Origin of the sequence: Streptomyces sp. NPDC002476 (assembly GCF_042889785.1) — a bacterium.
Lineage (GTDB): Bacteria > Actinomycetota > Actinomycetes > Streptomycetales > Streptomycetaceae > Streptomyces.
On record NZ_JBIARH010000009.1, the window covers coordinates 149516 to 166462 of the forward strand.

Consider the following 16947-nt stretch of genomic DNA (forward strand, 5'->3'; position numbering starts at 1 on the left):
GGACCACGAAGTTCCTGCCCCCTTTGCTTTCTTTACCGAAGTCGCCCCGGTCGGCCCGGTCCGGTCCCCCGGTCGGCCCGGTCCGGTCCCCCGGTCGGCTCGTCCGGTCGGCCCGCTCCCGGCCGGACCGCCCCCGGTCGGCGTCCTCGTCGGCGCGCCCGTACGACAAGAGCCGACACGGCCGTACAGCCGTACAGCAGAAGAACCGGCACGGTCGTCCGGCAAAAGAAGGTGACGGACACCCGCTGGAGCGGGGAACATGGGTGTCATGTCCGGGCCCTATGTCATCCGCGGCTCGGTCTCCCTGCCGGAGGCCGAGCTCATGTGGCGTTTCTCGCGCTCCTCCGGCCCCGGCGGACAGCACGTCAACACCAGCGACTCCCAGGTGGAACTGCGTTTCGACCTCGCGGCGACCGCGGCGCTTCCCCAGGTGTGGAAGGAACGGGCGCTCCAGCGGCTGGAGAACAGGCTCGTGGACGGGGTCGTCGTGGTGCGGGCGTCCGAGCACCGGTCCCAGTGGCGCAACAGGGAGACGGCACTCGTACGGCTCGCCTCCCTGCTGGCCGAGGCCACGGCGCCGCCCCCCAAGCCGCGCCGCAGGACCAAGATCCCGCGCGGCATCAACGAGCGCCGACTGCGCGAGAAGAAGCAGCGCGGCGAGACGAAACGCGGCCGCTCCGGCCGCGACTGGTGACAGCCGCCGCGCGCACCGTGAGGGGCAGTGCCGTATGGGCCGGCACGCGCGTACCTCGCCGCCTCAGCCCAGGTGCCGGTACCGCCCCCGGAAGTACATCAGCGGCGATCCGTCCCCGCTGGGCAGGGCCGCGCTCAGCACCCGGCCGATCACCAGCGTGTGGTCGCCCGCCAGGACCCGCTGCTCGGTGCGGCACTCAAGGGTGGCCAGCGCGCCGCCGACCAGGGGCGCACCGGTGAACTCCCCTCTCCGGTAGGGGACGTCCTCGAACAGCAGCCGGTCGCTGATCCGGCCCCTCATCGCAAACCGTCCGGCGATGTGCCGCTGGCTCTCGGCGAGCACGGAGACCGCCCACAGCGGCTGTTCCGACAGCAGGTCGTCCATCCGTGAGTCGTTGCGCAGACTGACCATGACCAGCGGCGGGTTCAGCGACACCGACATGAAGGCGGTCGCCGTCATCCCGACGTCCTCGCCGATCCCGTTCTCGTCCAGCGGCGGTTCCTCGGCCGTGACCAGTACGACTCCGGCGGCCAGTCGGGACAGCGCGGCCCGGAACTCATCATTGCTCACCCCCTCAGCATGGGGGACGAGGTCCTGGGGGACGAGGTCCTGGGGAGTGGGGCCGGAACGCGGGGCGGGGGACTCTGTCTGCAACACACCGGCACGCTATCCGCGGCCGGAGCGTGGCCGCATCGGGCCAGGGGACCAGCCTGGTCCTAGGACCCCCTCCAGCCTCCTCACCCCCGTGGGCCCCGGCCCTTCACCCGCACGGATCCCGGCACTTCGCCCCGTCGGTCCCGGCCCTCGCCGCCCCACCGGCCCCATACTGCAACGCCCGGATTTGCGTTCAAGAAAAGGACGGACCGCACCCGGGCGACGCCCGGACCTGTTTACCATCTTCTGTGACTTGAGTCACAGAGGGCGGTATTTGCTGACCCTGTGTACCGACGGCGCAGCTCACTGTGATTCAGTGGCCGTGACACTTCATTGAGTAAGTCATCTATGTGGGTCATCCAAGTACGTCATTCAAGTACGCCGATATGAACATGGAGTGCTGTCGAGGTCTCGGGGAGTGCGAGCAATGGAGGCCGAGTCGGAGCCGTATGTCCGTCTAGCGACGCTGCGGCAGCTGCACCAGGCCGTGGCCGATCTGAACACGGCGCGGAGCCTGGCCGACACCGTGCAGACCGTGGCCGACGGGATCGTCGAGGGTCTCGGATACGGACTGGCCTGTGTGAACCTGGTCCGGCCCGACGGAGACCTCGTCGTCGCCGCCTTCGCGGGCAACAGTGCCGCGGAGGCCCTGATCACCGGACGCATCGGTTCGCGCACCTCCTGGGAGCGCAGGCTGGCCATGGGCGAGGCGTGGGACGAGCTCCGCTTCATACCCCACACGGACGGCTGGGTGCTTCTCGACGACGACGTACCGCAGTGGCACACCGAGGGTCCCGAGCCCCGCTTCGAGGACGAGTGGCACCCCCAGGACCGCCTCTACGCGCCGATGTACGCCTCCAGCGGCGGACGCGACCTGCTGGGCGTCATATCCGTCGACCGCCCGCGCAACGGCCGCCGGCCCGGCGCCTGGGGGCGGGAGGCCCTCCAGATGTACGCCTCGCAGGCGGCCATTGCGATCAGTAACGCCCGGCTCAGAGCAAACATGCAACGGGCCCTGGTCCGTCTGGAACGGGAGCAGCAGGCGCTGCGCGCCAGCGAGGAGTCCTTCCGCCAGGCGTTCGAGTACGCGCCCAGCGGCATGGCCATCGCCGAGATGGGCGGCGACCAGCACGGGCGGCTGCTGCGTACCAACGACGCCCTGTGCAGGCTGCTCGGCCGCCCCGCCTCCGTGCTCCGCCGCTACTCCTTCGCCGACCTCGTCCACCCCGAGGACATCGGCACCCTGCTGCGCACCTCCGCCGAGGGCGGCCGCGCCGAGCTGCGGCTGGGGCGGCGGGACGGCAGTTACCTCTGGGTGTCGCTGCGCAACTCCGTCGTCGCCGACACCGCCGACGGACCGCGCTTCCTGCTCACCCATGTCGAGGACATCGAGGAGCGCAAGCGCCACGAACTGCATCTCGCGCACCGGGCCTCGCACGACGCCCTCACCGGCCTGCCGAACAGCGCGGAGCTGCGGTCCAGGCTCAGCGCGCGGCTCTGCGAACGCCCGGACGCGATCGCCGCCACCACGATCGAGACGCTGGACGCGGCGTACGCCGAAGTCGACGCCGACCCGGACGCGCGGGTGCACGGCTACGACGTGGACACGGGCCCCGACGGCCCGTACGACCACCATGTGCACGCCGTCGCCCCGGACACCGAACAGGACGACGGGGCGAAGGGGCTCGCGGTCCTCTTCTGCGACCTCGACGGCTTCAAGTCCATCAACGACCGCTTCGGGCACCACACCGGTGACGCGGTGCTGATCGAGGTCGCCCGCCGCCTCAGCACCGGCGTGCGCGACGGCGACACCGTCGCCCGTCTCGGCGGCGACGAGTTCGTCGTCCTGGCCGACGGGCTCGGGGCGGCGGACGCCGCGGATCTGGCCGTACGCCTCCGCAACGCGATCATCCCGCCGATCCGGGTCGACGGGCGGGCGGTGCGGGTCGGGGCCAGCTTCGGTATCGGCTGGGCCGCCTGCGGCATGACGGCCGAGGAGGTGCTGGCCTCCGCCGACCAGCGCATGTACGTGGAGAAGCGGTCCCGGTCGAAGGTCAACCGCCGGGCCGGTTGAGGTTCACGCAGGTGATGGGGCCTGCTCCGAAGCGGTCGGCAGGACATGCGACGGCAATTCTTGGCGTGGTCCGTTCGGGGTAGGCTCGGCCGGTCGGCCACGGCTGGCGAGATACGGCGACGGCTGGCGAGATGGTGAGGAGTGACCAGGGATGACGGCCGGGAACAACGGCGCAAACACGCCCGAGGACGACGATCCGTTCGGCTACCTGTACCAGGACGGGCAGGCGTCGGGCGCACAGTCGCCACGGCAGGGCGGCTACGGCTACCCTCCGGTGGCCCAGCCGGGTGTGCCCCGGACTTCGTACAACCAGGTGCGGGCCGTCGGTGAGCGCCAGTACGGGCAGCAGGTGCCGCCGCAGCAGCCGTACGGCGGGCCGAGTGCCCAGTACGCCGCCCCGGAGACCTACCCCGGCGGCGCCCCCGCCGGACACGCCCCGCAGCAGCCCGGTCGCGTCGCCCCCGGTGGTCCCGGCGGCTCCGGCAAGGGCGGACCGAACACCAAGGGCCTGCTGATCGGCGCGGTCGCGGTGGTCCTGGTCGTGCTCATCGGCATCGGCGCCATGCTGCTCACGAACCAGGACGGCGACAAGGACCGGAAGAAGGACGAGGTCACCTCCTCCCAGCCCCCCGCCGATCAGGTCGAGGAGTCCCCGCAGCCCGAGCAGACCACCGGCGCCGAGACCCCGGCGGAGCTGCCCAAGCAGGACGCGGCGACGCTGAAGCTCGGCGGCACGGCGGCCGTCGACCAGTCGGTCAAGGGTGCGGAAGGCCCGAACGGCTCGTATGTCACCGGCTTCAACGCGGTCGGGTCGTCCGTGACGTGGAAGGCAGCGATCGCAGAGGAAGGCAAGTACCGCCTGACGGTGCGCTACGCGATTCCCGCCAAGGACGCCAATGCGACGCTGACGGTGAACGGGAAGCCGAATCCGCAGCCCATCGGCCTCAAGAACTTCATCGACTCGTCCGACTCGAACTGGGAAAAGAACTGGCAGACCACGTGGGCGCCGGTCGACCTGATCAAGGGCGAGAACGAGATCAGCATCTCGTGCCAGGAAGGGAATCAGTGCGACGTGATCCTGGACTGGCTGGAAGTCACCTCTGCGAACGGCTGACCCATTGAGGGCTGGTGCCCTGCGACCTCTCCTGGTGTCCGGACCCGGGAGAGGTCGCGTTTTTTCCTGAGCGGCTTGACCTCCGCTGCGCGGATGCTGTCCCTTGCGTCAGCAGTGCCCTGTCGTGGGGCCGGACTGCCGGCTGCCCGGCCCCACGGCGAGCACAGGGACGAGAGATCCCGATGTCCGCGCGGCAGGGCGCTGCGTCGCCCCGGTCAGCCCATCAGCGCGAGGAACCCCGCCACCGTCGCCGCCATCGCCTCGCGGCCAGGCGCGATGTACTTGCGCGGGTCCACGCCCGTGGTGTTCTCGGCCAGGTACGCCCGCACCGCGCCGGTGAACGCCGTGTTGAGCGCCGTACCCACGTTGATCTTGACCATGCCGGAGGCGACGGCCCGGCGGATCTCGTCGTCCGGGACACCGCTGGAGCCGTGCAGCACCAGCGGCACCGGGACCGCGTCGCGCAGCCGGCCGATCAGCTCGTGGTCCAGGGCGGCGGTGCGCTCGGTCATGGCGTGGGAGGAGCCGACCGCGACGGCCAGCGCGTCCACCCCGGTGTCACGGACGTACGCGGCGGCCTCGGCCGGGTCGGTGCGGACGCCGGGGGCGTGGGCGTCGAGCGGGGGCTCGCCCTCCTTGCCGCCGACCTTGCCGAGTTCGGCCTCGATCCAGATGCCGCGCTCGTGCCCCCAGGTCACCGCCTCGGCGGTGACCCGCACGTTCTCCTCGTAACCGAGCTTGGAGGCGTCGAACATCACCGAGCCGAAGCCCTCCGCATGCGCCTGGTGCAGCAGGTCCACGGACTCGACGTGGTCGAGGTGGAGCGCGAGCGGGGCGCCGGAGGCGCGGGCGACGGCGGCGGCCGCGGCGGCCACGGGGGAGAGCCGTCCGCCGTGGAACTTCACGGCGTTCTCGGAGATCTGCAGGATGGCGGGCGCCCCGGCACGTTCCGCACCGGCGGCTATGGCCTCCGCGTGCTCCAGCGTGATGACGTTGAAGGCCGCGATCCCGCGTCCTTCGGCCTGGGCGGCGGAGACGAGTTCACCGGTGCTGACGAGCGGCATGCTGACCTCTGTTGCTTCCGGGCTGAACGGCCCGTCCGGTCGTGGCGACCGGATGAGCCGGTGCGGGTGGCGGCCCTCGAACCGGCCGCCGCCCGGTCGGGACGGTGCGGGTGGCGGCTCAGGCCGCCGTGGTGTGTTCCTCGACGCCGACGCGCGGCAGCAGCTCCTCGTACGCCGCACGGTCGAAGTCGCCGGCCGTCGGGGAGAGCACGGTCGCCGTCGACAGCGCCACCGCCCGCCGCAGCCGGTCCGGCCAGCCCAGCCCCTCGACGAGGCCGGACAACAGCCCGGCCACGGCGGAGTCGCCCGCACCGGTCGGGTTGCCCGGCACCCTGGCGGGCGGGGACGCCTGCCAGACGCCGTCGGGGGTGGCCGCCAGCATGCCGTCCGGCCCGAGCGACGCGACGACCGTGTGTGCACCGCGACGGCGGGCGTCGCGGGTGGCGCGCAGCGGGTCGCGGGAGCCGGTGAGCCGGGCGAGCTCGTCGGCGTTCGGCTTGATCAGGTCGGGGCGGGCGGCGATCCCCCGGCGCAGCGGCTCGCCGCTGGTGTCGAGGAGCACGGGGACGCCGGCCGCGCGGGCGGAACGGACCAGTTCGGCGTAGGCGCCGACGTGGATGCCCGGTGGCAGGCTGCCACAGAGGGCGACGGCGTCGGCCCCGGCGAGCAGTTCCTCGTACCGGGCGAGGAGCGCGGCCCACTCGTCGGTGGCGACGAGCGGGCCGGGTTCGTTGAGCTGGGTGGTGTCGCCGTTGGTCCGGTCGACGACGGCGATCGTGCGACGGGTGTTCCCGGCGACGGTGACGAGGGCGTCGGTGATCGGCGCGGGCGCGGGCCAGGAGGCGGGGGCGTCCGCGACCGTGGCGGGGACCGGGCCGGACCCGGCTGCCGGGCCGGCGTCGGCGGGCGCGGCGTCGGCGGACCCGGCGTCCCGGGACGGCAGGTCGGCCAGCAGTTCGCGCAGTACCGCTCCGGTCGAGCCCCCGGCGAAGCCCGTGACCACCGTTTCGTGGCCGAGGGCGGAGAGCACCCGGGCCACGTTGAGCCCCTTGCCGCCGGGGCGCTCGGAGATGTCGCTGACGCGGTGGCTGGCGTGCGGGACGAGTTCCGGGACGCCGTACGTCAGGTCGAGTGCCGTATTCAGTGTGACCGTGAGGATCACCGCGGCCGCTCCCTCGATGCCTGCCTGGAGCGCGATCCCTCGGGATGGAACGCGCTTTCTCTGCCTAATACGGGTGTTCGGATCGCCCGTCTTTCGGACGATCATGTCAAAGAGGCGGCGCTCGGCCCAGACCCCGGGAGCAACCGCCGTCTCTTCGTTACGCATTCAACTCGCCGTCGACAGCAGTCGACAGCTGTCAGCGGCCGTCTACGACGGTGAGCGCCGCAGTCGCTCGCGCGCACCGCGACCAGTCCGGTCCCCGTTCGGCCTCGGCCCGGTCCCGGGCGGTCCTCAGTCGGTCCTCAGTCGGCCCAGGGCTCGGTGATCCACTCGCCCTTGCGCATGACGCCCTTGAGCGCGAAGTCCGCGTCCAGGACCACCAGGTCCGCGTCCTTGCCCGGTTCCAGCGAGCCGACCCTGTCGTACACGCCGAGGAGCCGGGCCGGATTGGCGGAGATGGACTGCACGACGTTCTCGACCCGGATCCCGTCGATGGTCACGGCGCGGTGGAACGCGGTGTCCAGGGTGAGCGTGGAGCCCGCGATGGAGTTGCCTTCGACCAGTCGCGCGACGCCGTCCTTGACCTCGACCGCGAGCGGGCCGAGCTGGTAGCGCCCGTCGCCGAACCCGGCCGCGTCCATGGCATCGGTGATCAGCGCGACGCGGTCGGCGCCCGCGTGGTGGTAGGCCAGCTCCAGGGCGGCGGGGTGCAGATGCGTGCCGTCGTTGATCAGCTCGACCGTGACCCGCTCGTCCTCCAGGAGGGCCGCGATCGGGCCGGGCGCGCGGTGGGCCAGCGGCGGCATCGCGTTGAACAGGTGCGTGGCGACGGTGGCGCCCGCGTCGATCGCCTCGACGGTCTGCTCGTACGTGGCGTCCGTGTGACCGATGGCGGCGATGACGCCGTGTTCGGCGAGGAGTCGCACCGACTCGATGCCGCCGGGAAGCTCGGTGGCGAGCGTGAACATCTTCGCGGTGCCGTGCGCCGCGTCCATCAGCTTGCGGACCTCGGCCGGGTCCGGGTGACGCAACAGGTCCTCGCTGTGCGCGCCCTTGCGGCACGGCGAGATGAACGGGCCCTCGAAGTGGACGCCGGCCAGGTCGCCCTGCTCGACCAGTTCGGACAGGACGCCCGCCCGCTGGGCCAGGAAGTCCAGCTCGCCGGTGACCGTGGAGGCGACCAGCGTGGTGGTGCCGTGCTCGCGGTGGGTGTGGATACCGGTGAGGACCTCGTCGACGGTGCCGGAGGTGAAGGACGCGCCGCCGCCGCCGTGGTTGTGCATGTCGACGAAGCCCGGGACCAGCCAGTGATCGCTCAGATCGACGATCCGGGCGTCCTCCGGGGCCGAGTCGGCGATCCGGGTGCCCTCGACGATCACCCGTCCGTTCTCGACGGTCCCGGTGGGAAGCACCACCCGGGCACCTGCGAGAACCGTGCTGTCTGCGCGTCCGGCCATCAGACGGATACCTCCGTGGAGAGAAGATCCCAGGCGAGCAGCCCTGCGCCCAGGCATCCGGCGGTGTCCCCGAGGGCCGCCGGGACGATGTGGGGCAGCTTCTGGAACGTGACGCGTTCCTCGACGGCCGCACGGAGCGGTGTGAACAACGTTTCTCCGGCTTCGGCGAGCCCGCCACCGATGATGAGCATGCGGGGGTCGAGCAGCGTCACGGCGGTGACCAGCCCGGCGGCGAGCGCGTCGACGGCGTCCCGCCAGACCTCCACGGCCGCGAGGTCGCCCGACTCGACGGCCTTCGCGCAGTCCGCCGCGTCCGCCGTCGGATCACCGGACGCGGCGGCCCAGGCCCGGGTCACCGCGGAGGCCGAGGCCAGAGTCTCCAGACAGCCGCGCTGGCCGCAGCCGCATTCCGGGCCGTCCGGGCGGACGACGATGTGGCCGATCTCGCCCGCGTACCCGTGCGCGCCCTCCTCGATGGTGCCCGCGATGCCGATGGCCCCGGCGATTCCGGTGCCCAGCGGCAGGAAGAGGAAGCGGTCGGTGCCCCTGCCCGCCCCGATCCGCCCCTCGGCGAGCCCGCCCGTGCGCACGTCGTGGCCGAGCGCCACGGGGACGCCGCCGAGCCGCTCGCCGAGCAGCCGCCGCATGGGTACGTCGCGCCAGCCCAGGTTCGAGGCGTAGACCGCGATGCCGTTCTCGGCGTCGACGATGCCGGGCACGGCGACGCCGGCCGCGAGGGCGCCTTCGCCGAGGTGCTCCTCGCCGTGCGCGCGCAGGTCCGCCGCGAAGGCGAGGATCGACTCCACGACGGCGTCGGGACCGCGCTCCCTGCCGGTGGCTCGTCGTGCCTCGTGCAACAGGGTGCCGTCGGCCCCGACCAGTGCGGCCTTCATTCCGGTGCCGCCCACATCGAGGGCGATGACGTGTTTCACGGGAAACAGTCTCGCCCAGGGACCCCGATAGGTCTAGTCCACTCCTCTGGTTTGTTGCGGCTCCATACAAAATCATCTTCAGGGGTGTCGACGGCCTTCGCCGCGGTCCGTCCGGTTCGGCCGGGGGTGATGAGGCGTGCGCGTCACCCCCGGACCCCGGCCGGTGCCGTTCCCGGTGAGGGGGAGGCGTGGCGTCGGTCGTTCGGTCGAAGTTCCGTCCTGTGCAAGCATGTTCATCGATCGATTCAGGTCGAGGGGTGGGTAATGCGCGTCAACCGGGCTCCGTGCAGGCCCGCTGTGAAAGCGATGGCTCGCTGGTGCAGGCCTTCGGTGGGCGACCGGGAAGGATCGCGGCTCGCCCCGAGGGCTTCATGAGAACGGAACTGGGTGTGCGGCGGCTTTACTTGGGAATGACGGCGGCTGTGGCCGCGATGGGGATGATCGCGGTGCTCGCGGGGTGCGGCGGGGGCGGCGGACCGGGCGAGGTCACGCTCCGGCTGGTCGCGGCGGACTACGGCACCGGTCCGGCCGACAGCTCCAAGAAGTACTGGGACGACCTGGTCAAGGGCTTCGAGGCGTCGCACCCCGGCATCAAGGTCGACGTCAGCGTCCACTCGTGGAAGGACATCGGCCGTGAGGTCGCCACCATGGTGAAGAACGGACGGGCGCCCGACATCGCTCAGATCGACGCCTACGCCGACTACGTGAAGGCCGACAAGCTCTACCGGGCCGACCAGCTGTTGTCCATACGTACCCAGGCCAATTTCCTGCCCCACCTGACCGACGCGGGCAGCGTGGACCGTACCCAGTACGGGGTGCCGTTCGTCGCCAGCACCCGACTGCTCTTCTACAACAAGAAGCTGTTCGCCGACGCGGGCCTGTCCGCCCCGCGGACCTGGGACGACATCCGCGACGACGCGGCGGTGCTGAAGCAGCGCGGTGTGAAGTACCCCTTCGCGCTGCCGCTCGGCCCGGAAGAGGCCCAGGCCGAGACCATGATGTGGCTGCTCGGCGGGGGCGGCGGCTTCGTCAACGACTCCGGTTCGTACGAGTTCGACTCGGCCGAGAACATCAGGACGTTCGACTGGCTGCGGACGAACCTGGTCGGCAAGGGGCTGGTGGGCCCGGTCGCGCCCGGCGATCTCGACCGGGGCAAGGCGTTCGCCGCGTTCACGCGCGGCGAGGTCGGCATGCTGAACGGCCACCCGACGCTGATGCGGGAGGCGCGGAAGAAGGGGATCTCCGTCGGTATGGTGCCGATGCCCGGCACCAACGGACCCGGCACGAGCCCGGTGGGGGTCGCCGACTGGATCATGGGCTTCAAGCAGCGCGGCCACCGGGTGCAGCTCGGCAAGTTCTTCGAGTACCTCTTCACCGACAAGAACGTCATCGAGTTCGCCGACGCGTACGACCTGCTGCCGGTCACCGGCAGCGCCTCCGCCGCGATGGAGTCCGACGCCGGGCACGAGCCGCTGCGGAAGTTCCTGGCCGCGTTGCCGAACGCGGAGTTCTACCCGTACGGCAAGACGTCCTGGGCCAGGACCAACGAGTCGATCAAGGAGAACATCGGCAAGGCGGTCGCGCCGGACGGGAACCCCGCGGCCGTGCTGGGGAGGATCGGACGGGACGCGGCGACCGCGGAGGTCGCCCGGTAGCGGGGGCGCCCGGTGGCGGAGGCCGCACGGTGGCGGGGTGGCGGCCCTCCGGCCGGGCGATAGGTTGGCTGATATGACCACCTCCGAGCACGGCCCCGACGACACGGCCCGCCCGGCCGGGCCGGCCGGTTCCGCCGAACCGGTCGGCCCGGTCGAACCGTCCGCCTCATCTGCCCCGTCGGCCCCGCCCACCCCGCCAGCCACGTTCGCCACGACCGAGCCCGTGGCACCGTCGGAACCATCCGACGAAACCGACGGGCGGGAGACGTCCGAAACACCGAACGCATCCGGCCTCTCCGACCGCGACCGTGCCGTACTGGCCCTGGAGCGCCGGTCGTGGGCCGGCCCCGGGGCCAAGGAGCGGGCGATCCGCGAGCGGCTCGGTATCTCGCCCACGCGCTACTACCAACTGCTGAACGCGCTCCTCGACGACCGCCGGGCGCTGGAGGAGGACCCAGTGACGGTGAACCGCCTGCGCCGCGTCCGGGACGCCCGCCGCGAACGCCGCTGACGCGCCCGCGCCGCCGCGAACGCCGCTGACGAGCCCGCGCCGCCGCGTACGCGGCGGCTCACCACGCCCCCGTCGCGTACGCCGCTGACGCGGAAGCCCGTCACGCCCGCCGCGTACGCCGCCGATGCGCCAGCCCACCACGCCCCGTCGCGCACGCGGCCGATGCACCGATCACCGTGCCTGCCCCGTCGCGCGCCGCGCCCGTCCCGCTCCGGCGCGAACGCGCCGGTCCAACGCACCTGCCCCCGTCGCGTACGCCGCCGACGCGCCCGCCAGGGCCGCGAACGCCGCTCATGCGCCCGTCGCGCACGCCCTCGGGGCGGCAGCCCGACCACTCCGCACCGCCGTGAATTCCGCCACCGCGGACGCCTCGCCGCGATCGCCTCCGCCCGCCGCCTATAGGCTCGCCCCATGGGCTGCAACCCGCACGCACCCGCGCCGAGCGCGACCCCGTCCGAGTTCCCGACCCCCACCACCCCGGTAGGCCGGGAGGCGCTCGCCGCGATCCTCGCGCGCCCGGACCGTGCCGTCATCGCACTCGACTTCGACGGGACGCTCGCCGACATCGTCCCGGACCCGAACCAGGCCCGTGCCCACCCCGGCGCCGTGGACGCCCTCGTCGCGCTCGCCCCGAAAGTGGCCTCCGTCGCCGTGGTCACGGGCCGCCCGGCCGGCGTCGCCGTCCGGCAGGGCGGCTTCGCCGGGGTGGCGGGCCTCGACCACCTCGTCGTCCTCGGCCACTACGGAGCCGAGCGCTGGGACGCCGTCACCGGTGCCGTCCAGGCCCTCGCCCCGCACCCCGGCGTGGCCGCGGCCCGCGCCGAACTGCCCGGCGTGCTCGACCGGCACGGCGCCTGGCACGGCACCTGGGTCGAGGAGAAGGGCCGGGCGCTCGCCGTCCACACCCGCCGCGCCACCGACCCGCAAGGCGCCTTCGAGGCCCTGCGCGAACCCCTCGGCGAGCTCGCCACCCGCCACGGGCTGATCGTCGAACCCGGCCGCCTGGTGCTGGAGCTGCGCCCACCCGGCATGGACAAGGGCGTCGCGCTCGCGCGGTACCTCCGCGAGACGGGTGCCGAGTCCGTCCTGTACGCGGGCGACGACCTCGGCGACCTCGCCGCGTACGCCGCCGTCGAGAAGCTCCGCGCCCAAAGCGCCCAAAGCGCCGAGGGCACCGAAAGCGCCGAGGGCGCCGACGGCATCCCGGGCCTGCTGGTCTGCAGCGGCAGCGCCGAGGTCACCGAGCTGGCCGAACGGGCCGATCTGCTGCTGGACGGCCCGGCGGCCGTCGTACGCTACTTGGCGGCCCTGGCCGCACGCCTCTGAGCCGTCAACGGTTCGGTGCGGCGGAAGCCACGGCTGCCGCCCCCCGTCCCGGCCAGGAGGGGGATGACGGGTGTCCGGGCGGACGCCGACCCATAGGCCGACCCTCTGGCTCGACCCAGGGGCGAGCCAGAGGGCAGAGCAGCGGCAGAGACAGAGGCGGCAGCGGGGCGGGGGACGCAGTGGCGGTTTCATGGGCGGCGCGGAGGTTGCTCGACAGGTACGCCGGTGATCCGACGACGGTGACCTGGCAGTGGGAGTCGATGGCCGTGGACGTGGTACTGCGGTACGGGTCCCGCTCCGACGCGGAGGCGCTGCTTCCGGTGTTCCTGGACGATCCCGGAGCACGTGAGCAACTGATTCCGGTCTTCGCCCGGCACGGAGACGCCGGCGTGGCCGAAAGGCTGCTGGCGGCGAGTGTCCGGGCGGGCAGGTTGCGCGACGGCGTACCGGCCGGTGTGCTGCACGCTGTCGGGTGCCTGGGGTGCGAGTCGGCCGAGCGGATGCTGTGGGAGCACGTCGAGGGCGGCTACGACGAGTCGGCGTCCGCCTGCCTGGGGCTGGCGCACCTGCCGTGCCGGGATCTGCGGGCCGAGATCGCGGAGGCTCTGGAACGGCACGTCGGTTCTCACCTGTTCCCCGAGTTCCTGCCGGTCCTCGCGACGAAGACGGGTGATCCGGCATGGCTGAAGAGGCTCGTCGAATGGGGCGAGGGGGCCGCGTCCACAGATTGCAACGGTGGGCTGATCCTGGGCATCGCCCTGCACGGTGACGCCGGGCGCGCCGCGTTCACCCGGCTGCTGTGGAACCCGCGCTGGGAGGCCTACGGAGGCGGCACGGGATCGGACCGCTGGGCGTACGTGGGTGCGCGCGCGCTGAGCCTGGGAACAGCGGAGCTGTACGAGGATCTGGTCGCGCGACTGATGTCCGGTACGGGTGCCGACGATCCGTGGCACTGCATCCGGACCTTTGCCTCGCTTCTGAGGCACCGGGTGGAGCGCAGATGGCTCGGTCTGCGCATGGTGGCCGATCGGGACGAGAGCAGCGAAGCGCTGTGCAGCCTGCTGTTCGACTGGTCGACGCCTCACGAGGACGACTCGTTGATCGGCCTTGCCGGTCGTGTGCTCGACCGCGACGACCCGCTCATCACCACGCTGCACCACTTGGAGGAGTTGTTGCGGAGTGAGGCGAGACACGAGCTGGAACTGCGCACGGTCGCGTCTCGTTGACGGGAGCGTCAACACCGGATCCGCGGGTTTCGCCCGCACCGGCTCCGCAGGCTCCGCCCACAACCGGATCCGTGGGTTCCGGCCGCCCCGGGCCGTCCCCGTCGGCCCGATCGTCCCGGCCGCCCGCGGCCGTTCCGTCGGCTGTGCCCGGCCCCGGCCGGTCGTCCCAGGGCCGCCCGCTTCGCTCCCCGCCGGGAGAATCAGTCGCGCAGCGCGGCCAGCTGGTCCAGGAACCACTGCTGCGGCGGCAGTGCGACCGCCGCCGCGGTCAGCCGCCGCGTGCGCTCGGCGCGTTCGCCGTCCGCCATCGTCAGCGCCTCGTGCAGGGCGCGCGCCGTCGCGGACACGTCGTACGGGTTCACCACGACCGCGTCGTCGCCCAGTTCCTCGTACGCCCCTGCCTCCCGTGACAGCACCAGCGCGCAGCCGTGGTCGGAGACGACCGGGACCTCCTTGGCGACCAGGTTCATGCCGTCGCGGATCGGGTTGACGAGGGCCACGTCGGCCAGCCGGTACGCGGCGAGCGAGCGCGCGAAGTCGTCCTTGACGTGCAGCACGACCGGTGTCCAGCCCGGTGTGCCGTACGCCTCGTTGATCGCGTCGGCGACCTGCCGGACCTCTGCGGTGTAGTCGCGGTAGACGGCCAGGTCCTGCCGCGACGGGTAGGCGAAGGCGACATGGACGACGCGCTCCCGCCATTCGGGCCGTTCTTCGAGGAGCGTGCGGTAGGCGAGCAGGCCGCGCACGATGTTCTTGGACAGCTCCGTCCGGTCCACCCGCACGATCGTCCTCCGTCCGGGGCCGATCTGCTCGCGCAGCGCGGCCATCCGCTCGTCCACGTCCGCCTCGTGCGCGCGCCGGCGCAGGAAGTCGGCGTCCGCGCCGAGTCCGTGCACCCCGATCCCGGTCCGTCCCGTGCCGCCCAGGAACTTTGCGCAGCAGGCGGTGAACGCGTCGGCCCAGCGCCGGGTGAGGAAGCACGCCCGGTCGGCGCCCAGGATGCCGCGCAGGAGCTGTTCCGCGATGTCGTCGGGGAGCAGCCGGAAGTAGTCGACGGGCGCCCACGGGGTGTGCGAGAAGTGGCCGATCCGCAGGTCGGGGCGGAGTTCGCGGAGCATGCCGGGCACCAGCGCCAGGTGGTAGTCCTGCACCAGGACCGCGGCGCCCCGGCCCGCCTCCTCGGCGAGCGCCTCGGCGAAGGCCCGGTTGTACGTCTCGAACGATGCCCACTGCCGTCGGAACTCCGGGTCGAAGACCGGCTCCAGCGGGGTCTGGTACAGCATGTGGTGGACGAACCAGAGCACCGAGTTCGCGATGCCGTTGTACGCGTCCGCGTGGACGGCCGGGTCGATGTCGAGCATCCGCACGCCCGGCTCGCCCACCCCGCGCCGGACCGCCTCGCGGTCCCCGTCGCCGAGCGCGGCGCACACCCACAGTTTGTCGTCGACGGCGCTCAGCCCGGAGACGAGCCCGCCCCCGCCGCGTTTCGCGTCGAGCGACCCGTCGGTCTCCAGGGTGTACGACACCGGGCCGCGGTTCGACGCGACGAGAACGCCGGCTTCGGCAGCGCCGGCCCGGACGGCACCGGCTTCGGCGGACTGGGCTTCGCGCTCGGAGACCATGTTGCGCAATCTAGCCCGATCACGAACCACTCAAACGTGCGAAGCCGGACAACGTCCGGCGGCGCCCGGGTGGCGTGCGCACGGCTCCCGTGGTTACCGGCGGTTCCCCGTGTGCCCGTGGGTGCCCCATGGACGTCCCATGGTTTCCGTGGCCCCGCGGGGGTGTCGTACGGTGCGCGCTTGCGTCACGCTGCGCGGCGCTGGACGTACTCCTCGATCTCGCGCATCGGGGGCCGCTCCTCGGTGTCCACCGGATGGGTGCGCGGTACGAAGCCGTGCTCGCCGCGCTCGAACTGGGTCAGCGCGGGGCGCACCAAGTGCCCCCGGGACAAGCGAAGTTGGGCGGTCCGGTAGATCGCCGCCGCCATCCGGCCGAGTGCTTGGCCGTCCTGGTGGCGGTGTCTGCGCACACCCACGTCGACCTGGGCCAGCGCGTCCAGGCCCACCGTGTGCAGCGCGTCCACGAGGAGGCCCAGCTCCACCCCGTACCCGACGGGGAAGGGCAACTGTTCGAGCAGGGAGCGGCGTGCCGCGTACTCGCCGCCCAGCGGCTGGACGAAACCGGCCAGCCGCGGCCAGTGCAGATTGAGCAGCGGCCGGGCCACCAGTTCCGTGACCCGTCCCCCCTGGGCCGCGGCCCCGCCGGGGGCGGGTTCGGCAGGGCCGGCCGGGCCGTCGCCGAACGGCCGGTCGTACATCGCCTTGACGAGGCAGACCTCCGGGTCGGTCAGCAGCGGGCCGACGATGCCGGAGACGAAGTCGGCCGAGAAGTCCCGCAGATCGGCGTCGACGAAGCAGACGATGTCACCGTGCGTCACCAGGAGCGAGCGCCACAGCACCTCGCCCTTGCCAGGCACGGCGGGTATCCGGGGGAGTATGCCGTCCCGGTGCACCACCCGGGCGCCGGCTTCCCGGGCCACCTTCGCGGTGGCGTCCGTGGAACCGGAGTCGATCACCACGAGTTCGTCGACCAGCCGGACCTTCTCCATGAGCTCGCGCCGGATCGTCGTGACGATCCCGCCGACCGTCGCCTCCTCGTTCAGTGCCGGCAGGACGACACTCACGCTCCCGCGCCGCGGGTCCTTCGCCTTGGCAGCCAGGAGGCGGTCCAGCGGACGGTCGGCGGCCGACCAGGAACGCCTGGTCAGCCAGCTTTCGACCTCTTCCAGCACGGTCGATACTCCCTGTATGTGATCCATCTCGCGGTTCGGACGACTGTCTCAGCAGTCCGGTGCTTCGGTTACAGTCTTGAACAACGCGGACGACCGTCGCATGCCGGGGTCGGTCCGCCGACAAATGCCTGGAGCATCGCTCCAGTGCCACAGCGCTCATCCAGAGGGACTGAGGGAACGGCCCGTTGACGTCCCGGCAACCCTCCTGCCGACCGCGAGGTCACGGTGGGGAAGGTGCCAATTCCGGCTTGCGACGAAACGCGTCGCAAGGAAGATGAGGAGAA

Annotated in this window: 14 protein-coding genes and 1 riboswitch; of the genes, 7 read left to right on the forward strand and 7 right to left on the reverse strand. The window is 72.1% G+C overall.

Annotated features, from left to right (window positions below; translation table 11 throughout):
• The first annotated feature begins 268 nt into the window (after positions 1-268).
• A complete protein-coding gene (gene arfB, locus ACFYXM_RS13990) occupies positions 269-694 on the forward strand; it encodes an alternative ribosome rescue aminoacyl-tRNA hydrolase ArfB (protein ID WP_389289236.1) in 426 nt (141 codons plus the stop codon).
• Between the two features lie 63 nt (positions 695-757).
• Here the strand turns inward: arfB and ACFYXM_RS13995 are convergent, their stop codons facing one another.
• Complete coding sequence (locus ACFYXM_RS13995) at positions 758-1264, reverse strand: flavin reductase family protein (protein WP_389289237.1); 507 nt, start codon at positions 1262-1264, stop codon at positions 758-760.
• Positions 1265-1775: 511 nt separating this feature from the next.
• Between ACFYXM_RS13995 and cdgB the strand changes: the two genes are divergently transcribed.
• The gene (gene cdgB / locus ACFYXM_RS14000) at positions 1776-3422 is read left to right on the forward strand and encodes a diguanylate cyclase CdgB (RefSeq protein WP_389289238.1); all 1647 of its coding nucleotides are present in this window, start codon (positions 1776-1778) and stop codon (positions 3420-3422) included.
• A gap of 151 nt (positions 3423-3573) precedes the next feature.
• Positions 3574-4536: a CBM35 domain-containing protein gene (locus ACFYXM_RS14005; protein ID WP_389289239.1), complete on the forward strand. Its 963-nt coding sequence runs from the start codon at positions 3574-3576 to the stop codon at positions 4534-4536.
• A gap of 215 nt (positions 4537-4751) precedes the next feature.
• Here the strand turns inward: ACFYXM_RS14005 and ACFYXM_RS14010 are convergent, their stop codons facing one another.
• The 4 genes from ACFYXM_RS14010 to ACFYXM_RS14025 all read right to left on the reverse strand — a co-directional run bounded on the left by ACFYXM_RS14010 (position 4752) and on the right by ACFYXM_RS14025 (position 9151).
• A complete protein-coding gene (locus ACFYXM_RS14010; RefSeq protein WP_389289240.1) occupies positions 4752-5600 on the reverse strand; it encodes a ketose-bisphosphate aldolase in 849 nt (282 codons plus the stop codon).
• Positions 5601-5718: 118 nt separating this feature from the next.
• Positions 5719-6762 carry a 1-phosphofructokinase family hexose kinase gene (locus ACFYXM_RS14015; RefSeq protein WP_389289241.1) on the reverse strand — a complete coding sequence of 348 codons (1044 nt, stop codon included), beginning with the start codon at positions 6760-6762 and terminating at the stop codon, positions 5719-5721.
• 302 nt (positions 6763-7064) lie between these two features.
• Complete coding sequence (gene nagA, locus ACFYXM_RS14020) at positions 7065-8219, reverse strand: N-acetylglucosamine-6-phosphate deacetylase (protein WP_389289242.1); 1155 nt, start codon at positions 8217-8219, stop codon at positions 7065-7067.
• A complete protein-coding gene (locus ACFYXM_RS14025; RefSeq protein WP_389289243.1) occupies positions 8219-9151 on the reverse strand; it encodes an ROK family protein in 933 nt (310 codons plus the stop codon). The genes nagA and ACFYXM_RS14025 overlap by 1 nt, the downstream gene beginning before the upstream one ends.
• Positions 9152-9582: 431 nt before the next feature.
• Here ACFYXM_RS14025 and ACFYXM_RS14030 point away from each other — a divergent pair, with 431 nt between their 5' ends.
• The 4 genes from ACFYXM_RS14030 to ACFYXM_RS14045 all read left to right on the forward strand — a co-directional run bounded on the left by ACFYXM_RS14030 (position 9583) and on the right by ACFYXM_RS14045 (position 13869).
• Positions 9583-10806 (forward strand): extracellular solute-binding protein, encoded by a 1224-nt coding sequence (locus ACFYXM_RS14030; RefSeq protein WP_389289312.1) that lies wholly within the window; start codon positions 9583-9585, stop codon positions 10804-10806.
• Between the two features lie 223 nt (positions 10807-11029).
• A complete protein-coding gene (locus ACFYXM_RS14035) occupies positions 11030-11317 on the forward strand; it encodes a DUF3263 domain-containing protein (RefSeq protein WP_389289313.1) in 288 nt (95 codons plus the stop codon).
• A 411-nt stretch (positions 11318-11728) separates the two neighbouring features.
• Positions 11729-12643 carry a trehalose-phosphatase gene (gene otsB / locus ACFYXM_RS14040; RefSeq protein ID WP_389289244.1) on the forward strand — a complete coding sequence of 305 codons (915 nt, stop codon included), beginning with the start codon at positions 11729-11731 and terminating at the stop codon, positions 12641-12643.
• A 206-nt stretch (positions 12644-12849) separates the two neighbouring features.
• Positions 12850-13869, forward strand: a complete 1020-nt coding sequence (locus tag ACFYXM_RS14045; RefSeq protein ID WP_389289245.1) for a hypothetical protein — start codon at positions 12850-12852, stop codon at positions 13867-13869.
• Positions 13870-14069: 200 nt separating this feature from the next.
• On the opposite strand, the gene ACFYXM_RS14050 is transcribed toward ACFYXM_RS14045, so the two are convergent.
• Positions 14070-15491: a trehalose-6-phosphate synthase gene (locus tag ACFYXM_RS14050; RefSeq protein ID WP_389289246.1), complete on the reverse strand. Its 1422-nt coding sequence runs from the start codon at positions 15489-15491 to the stop codon at positions 14070-14072.
• Positions 15492-15676: 185 nt separating this feature from the next.
• The gene (locus ACFYXM_RS14055) at positions 15677-16663 is read right to left on the reverse strand and encodes a glucosyl-3-phosphoglycerate synthase (RefSeq protein ID WP_389289247.1); all 987 of its coding nucleotides are present in this window, start codon (positions 16661-16663) and stop codon (positions 15677-15679) included.
• A 153-nt stretch (positions 16664-16816) separates the two neighbouring features.
• Positions 16817-16944, forward strand: a riboswitch (SAM riboswitch).
• Positions 16945-16947: the final 3 nt, after the last annotated feature.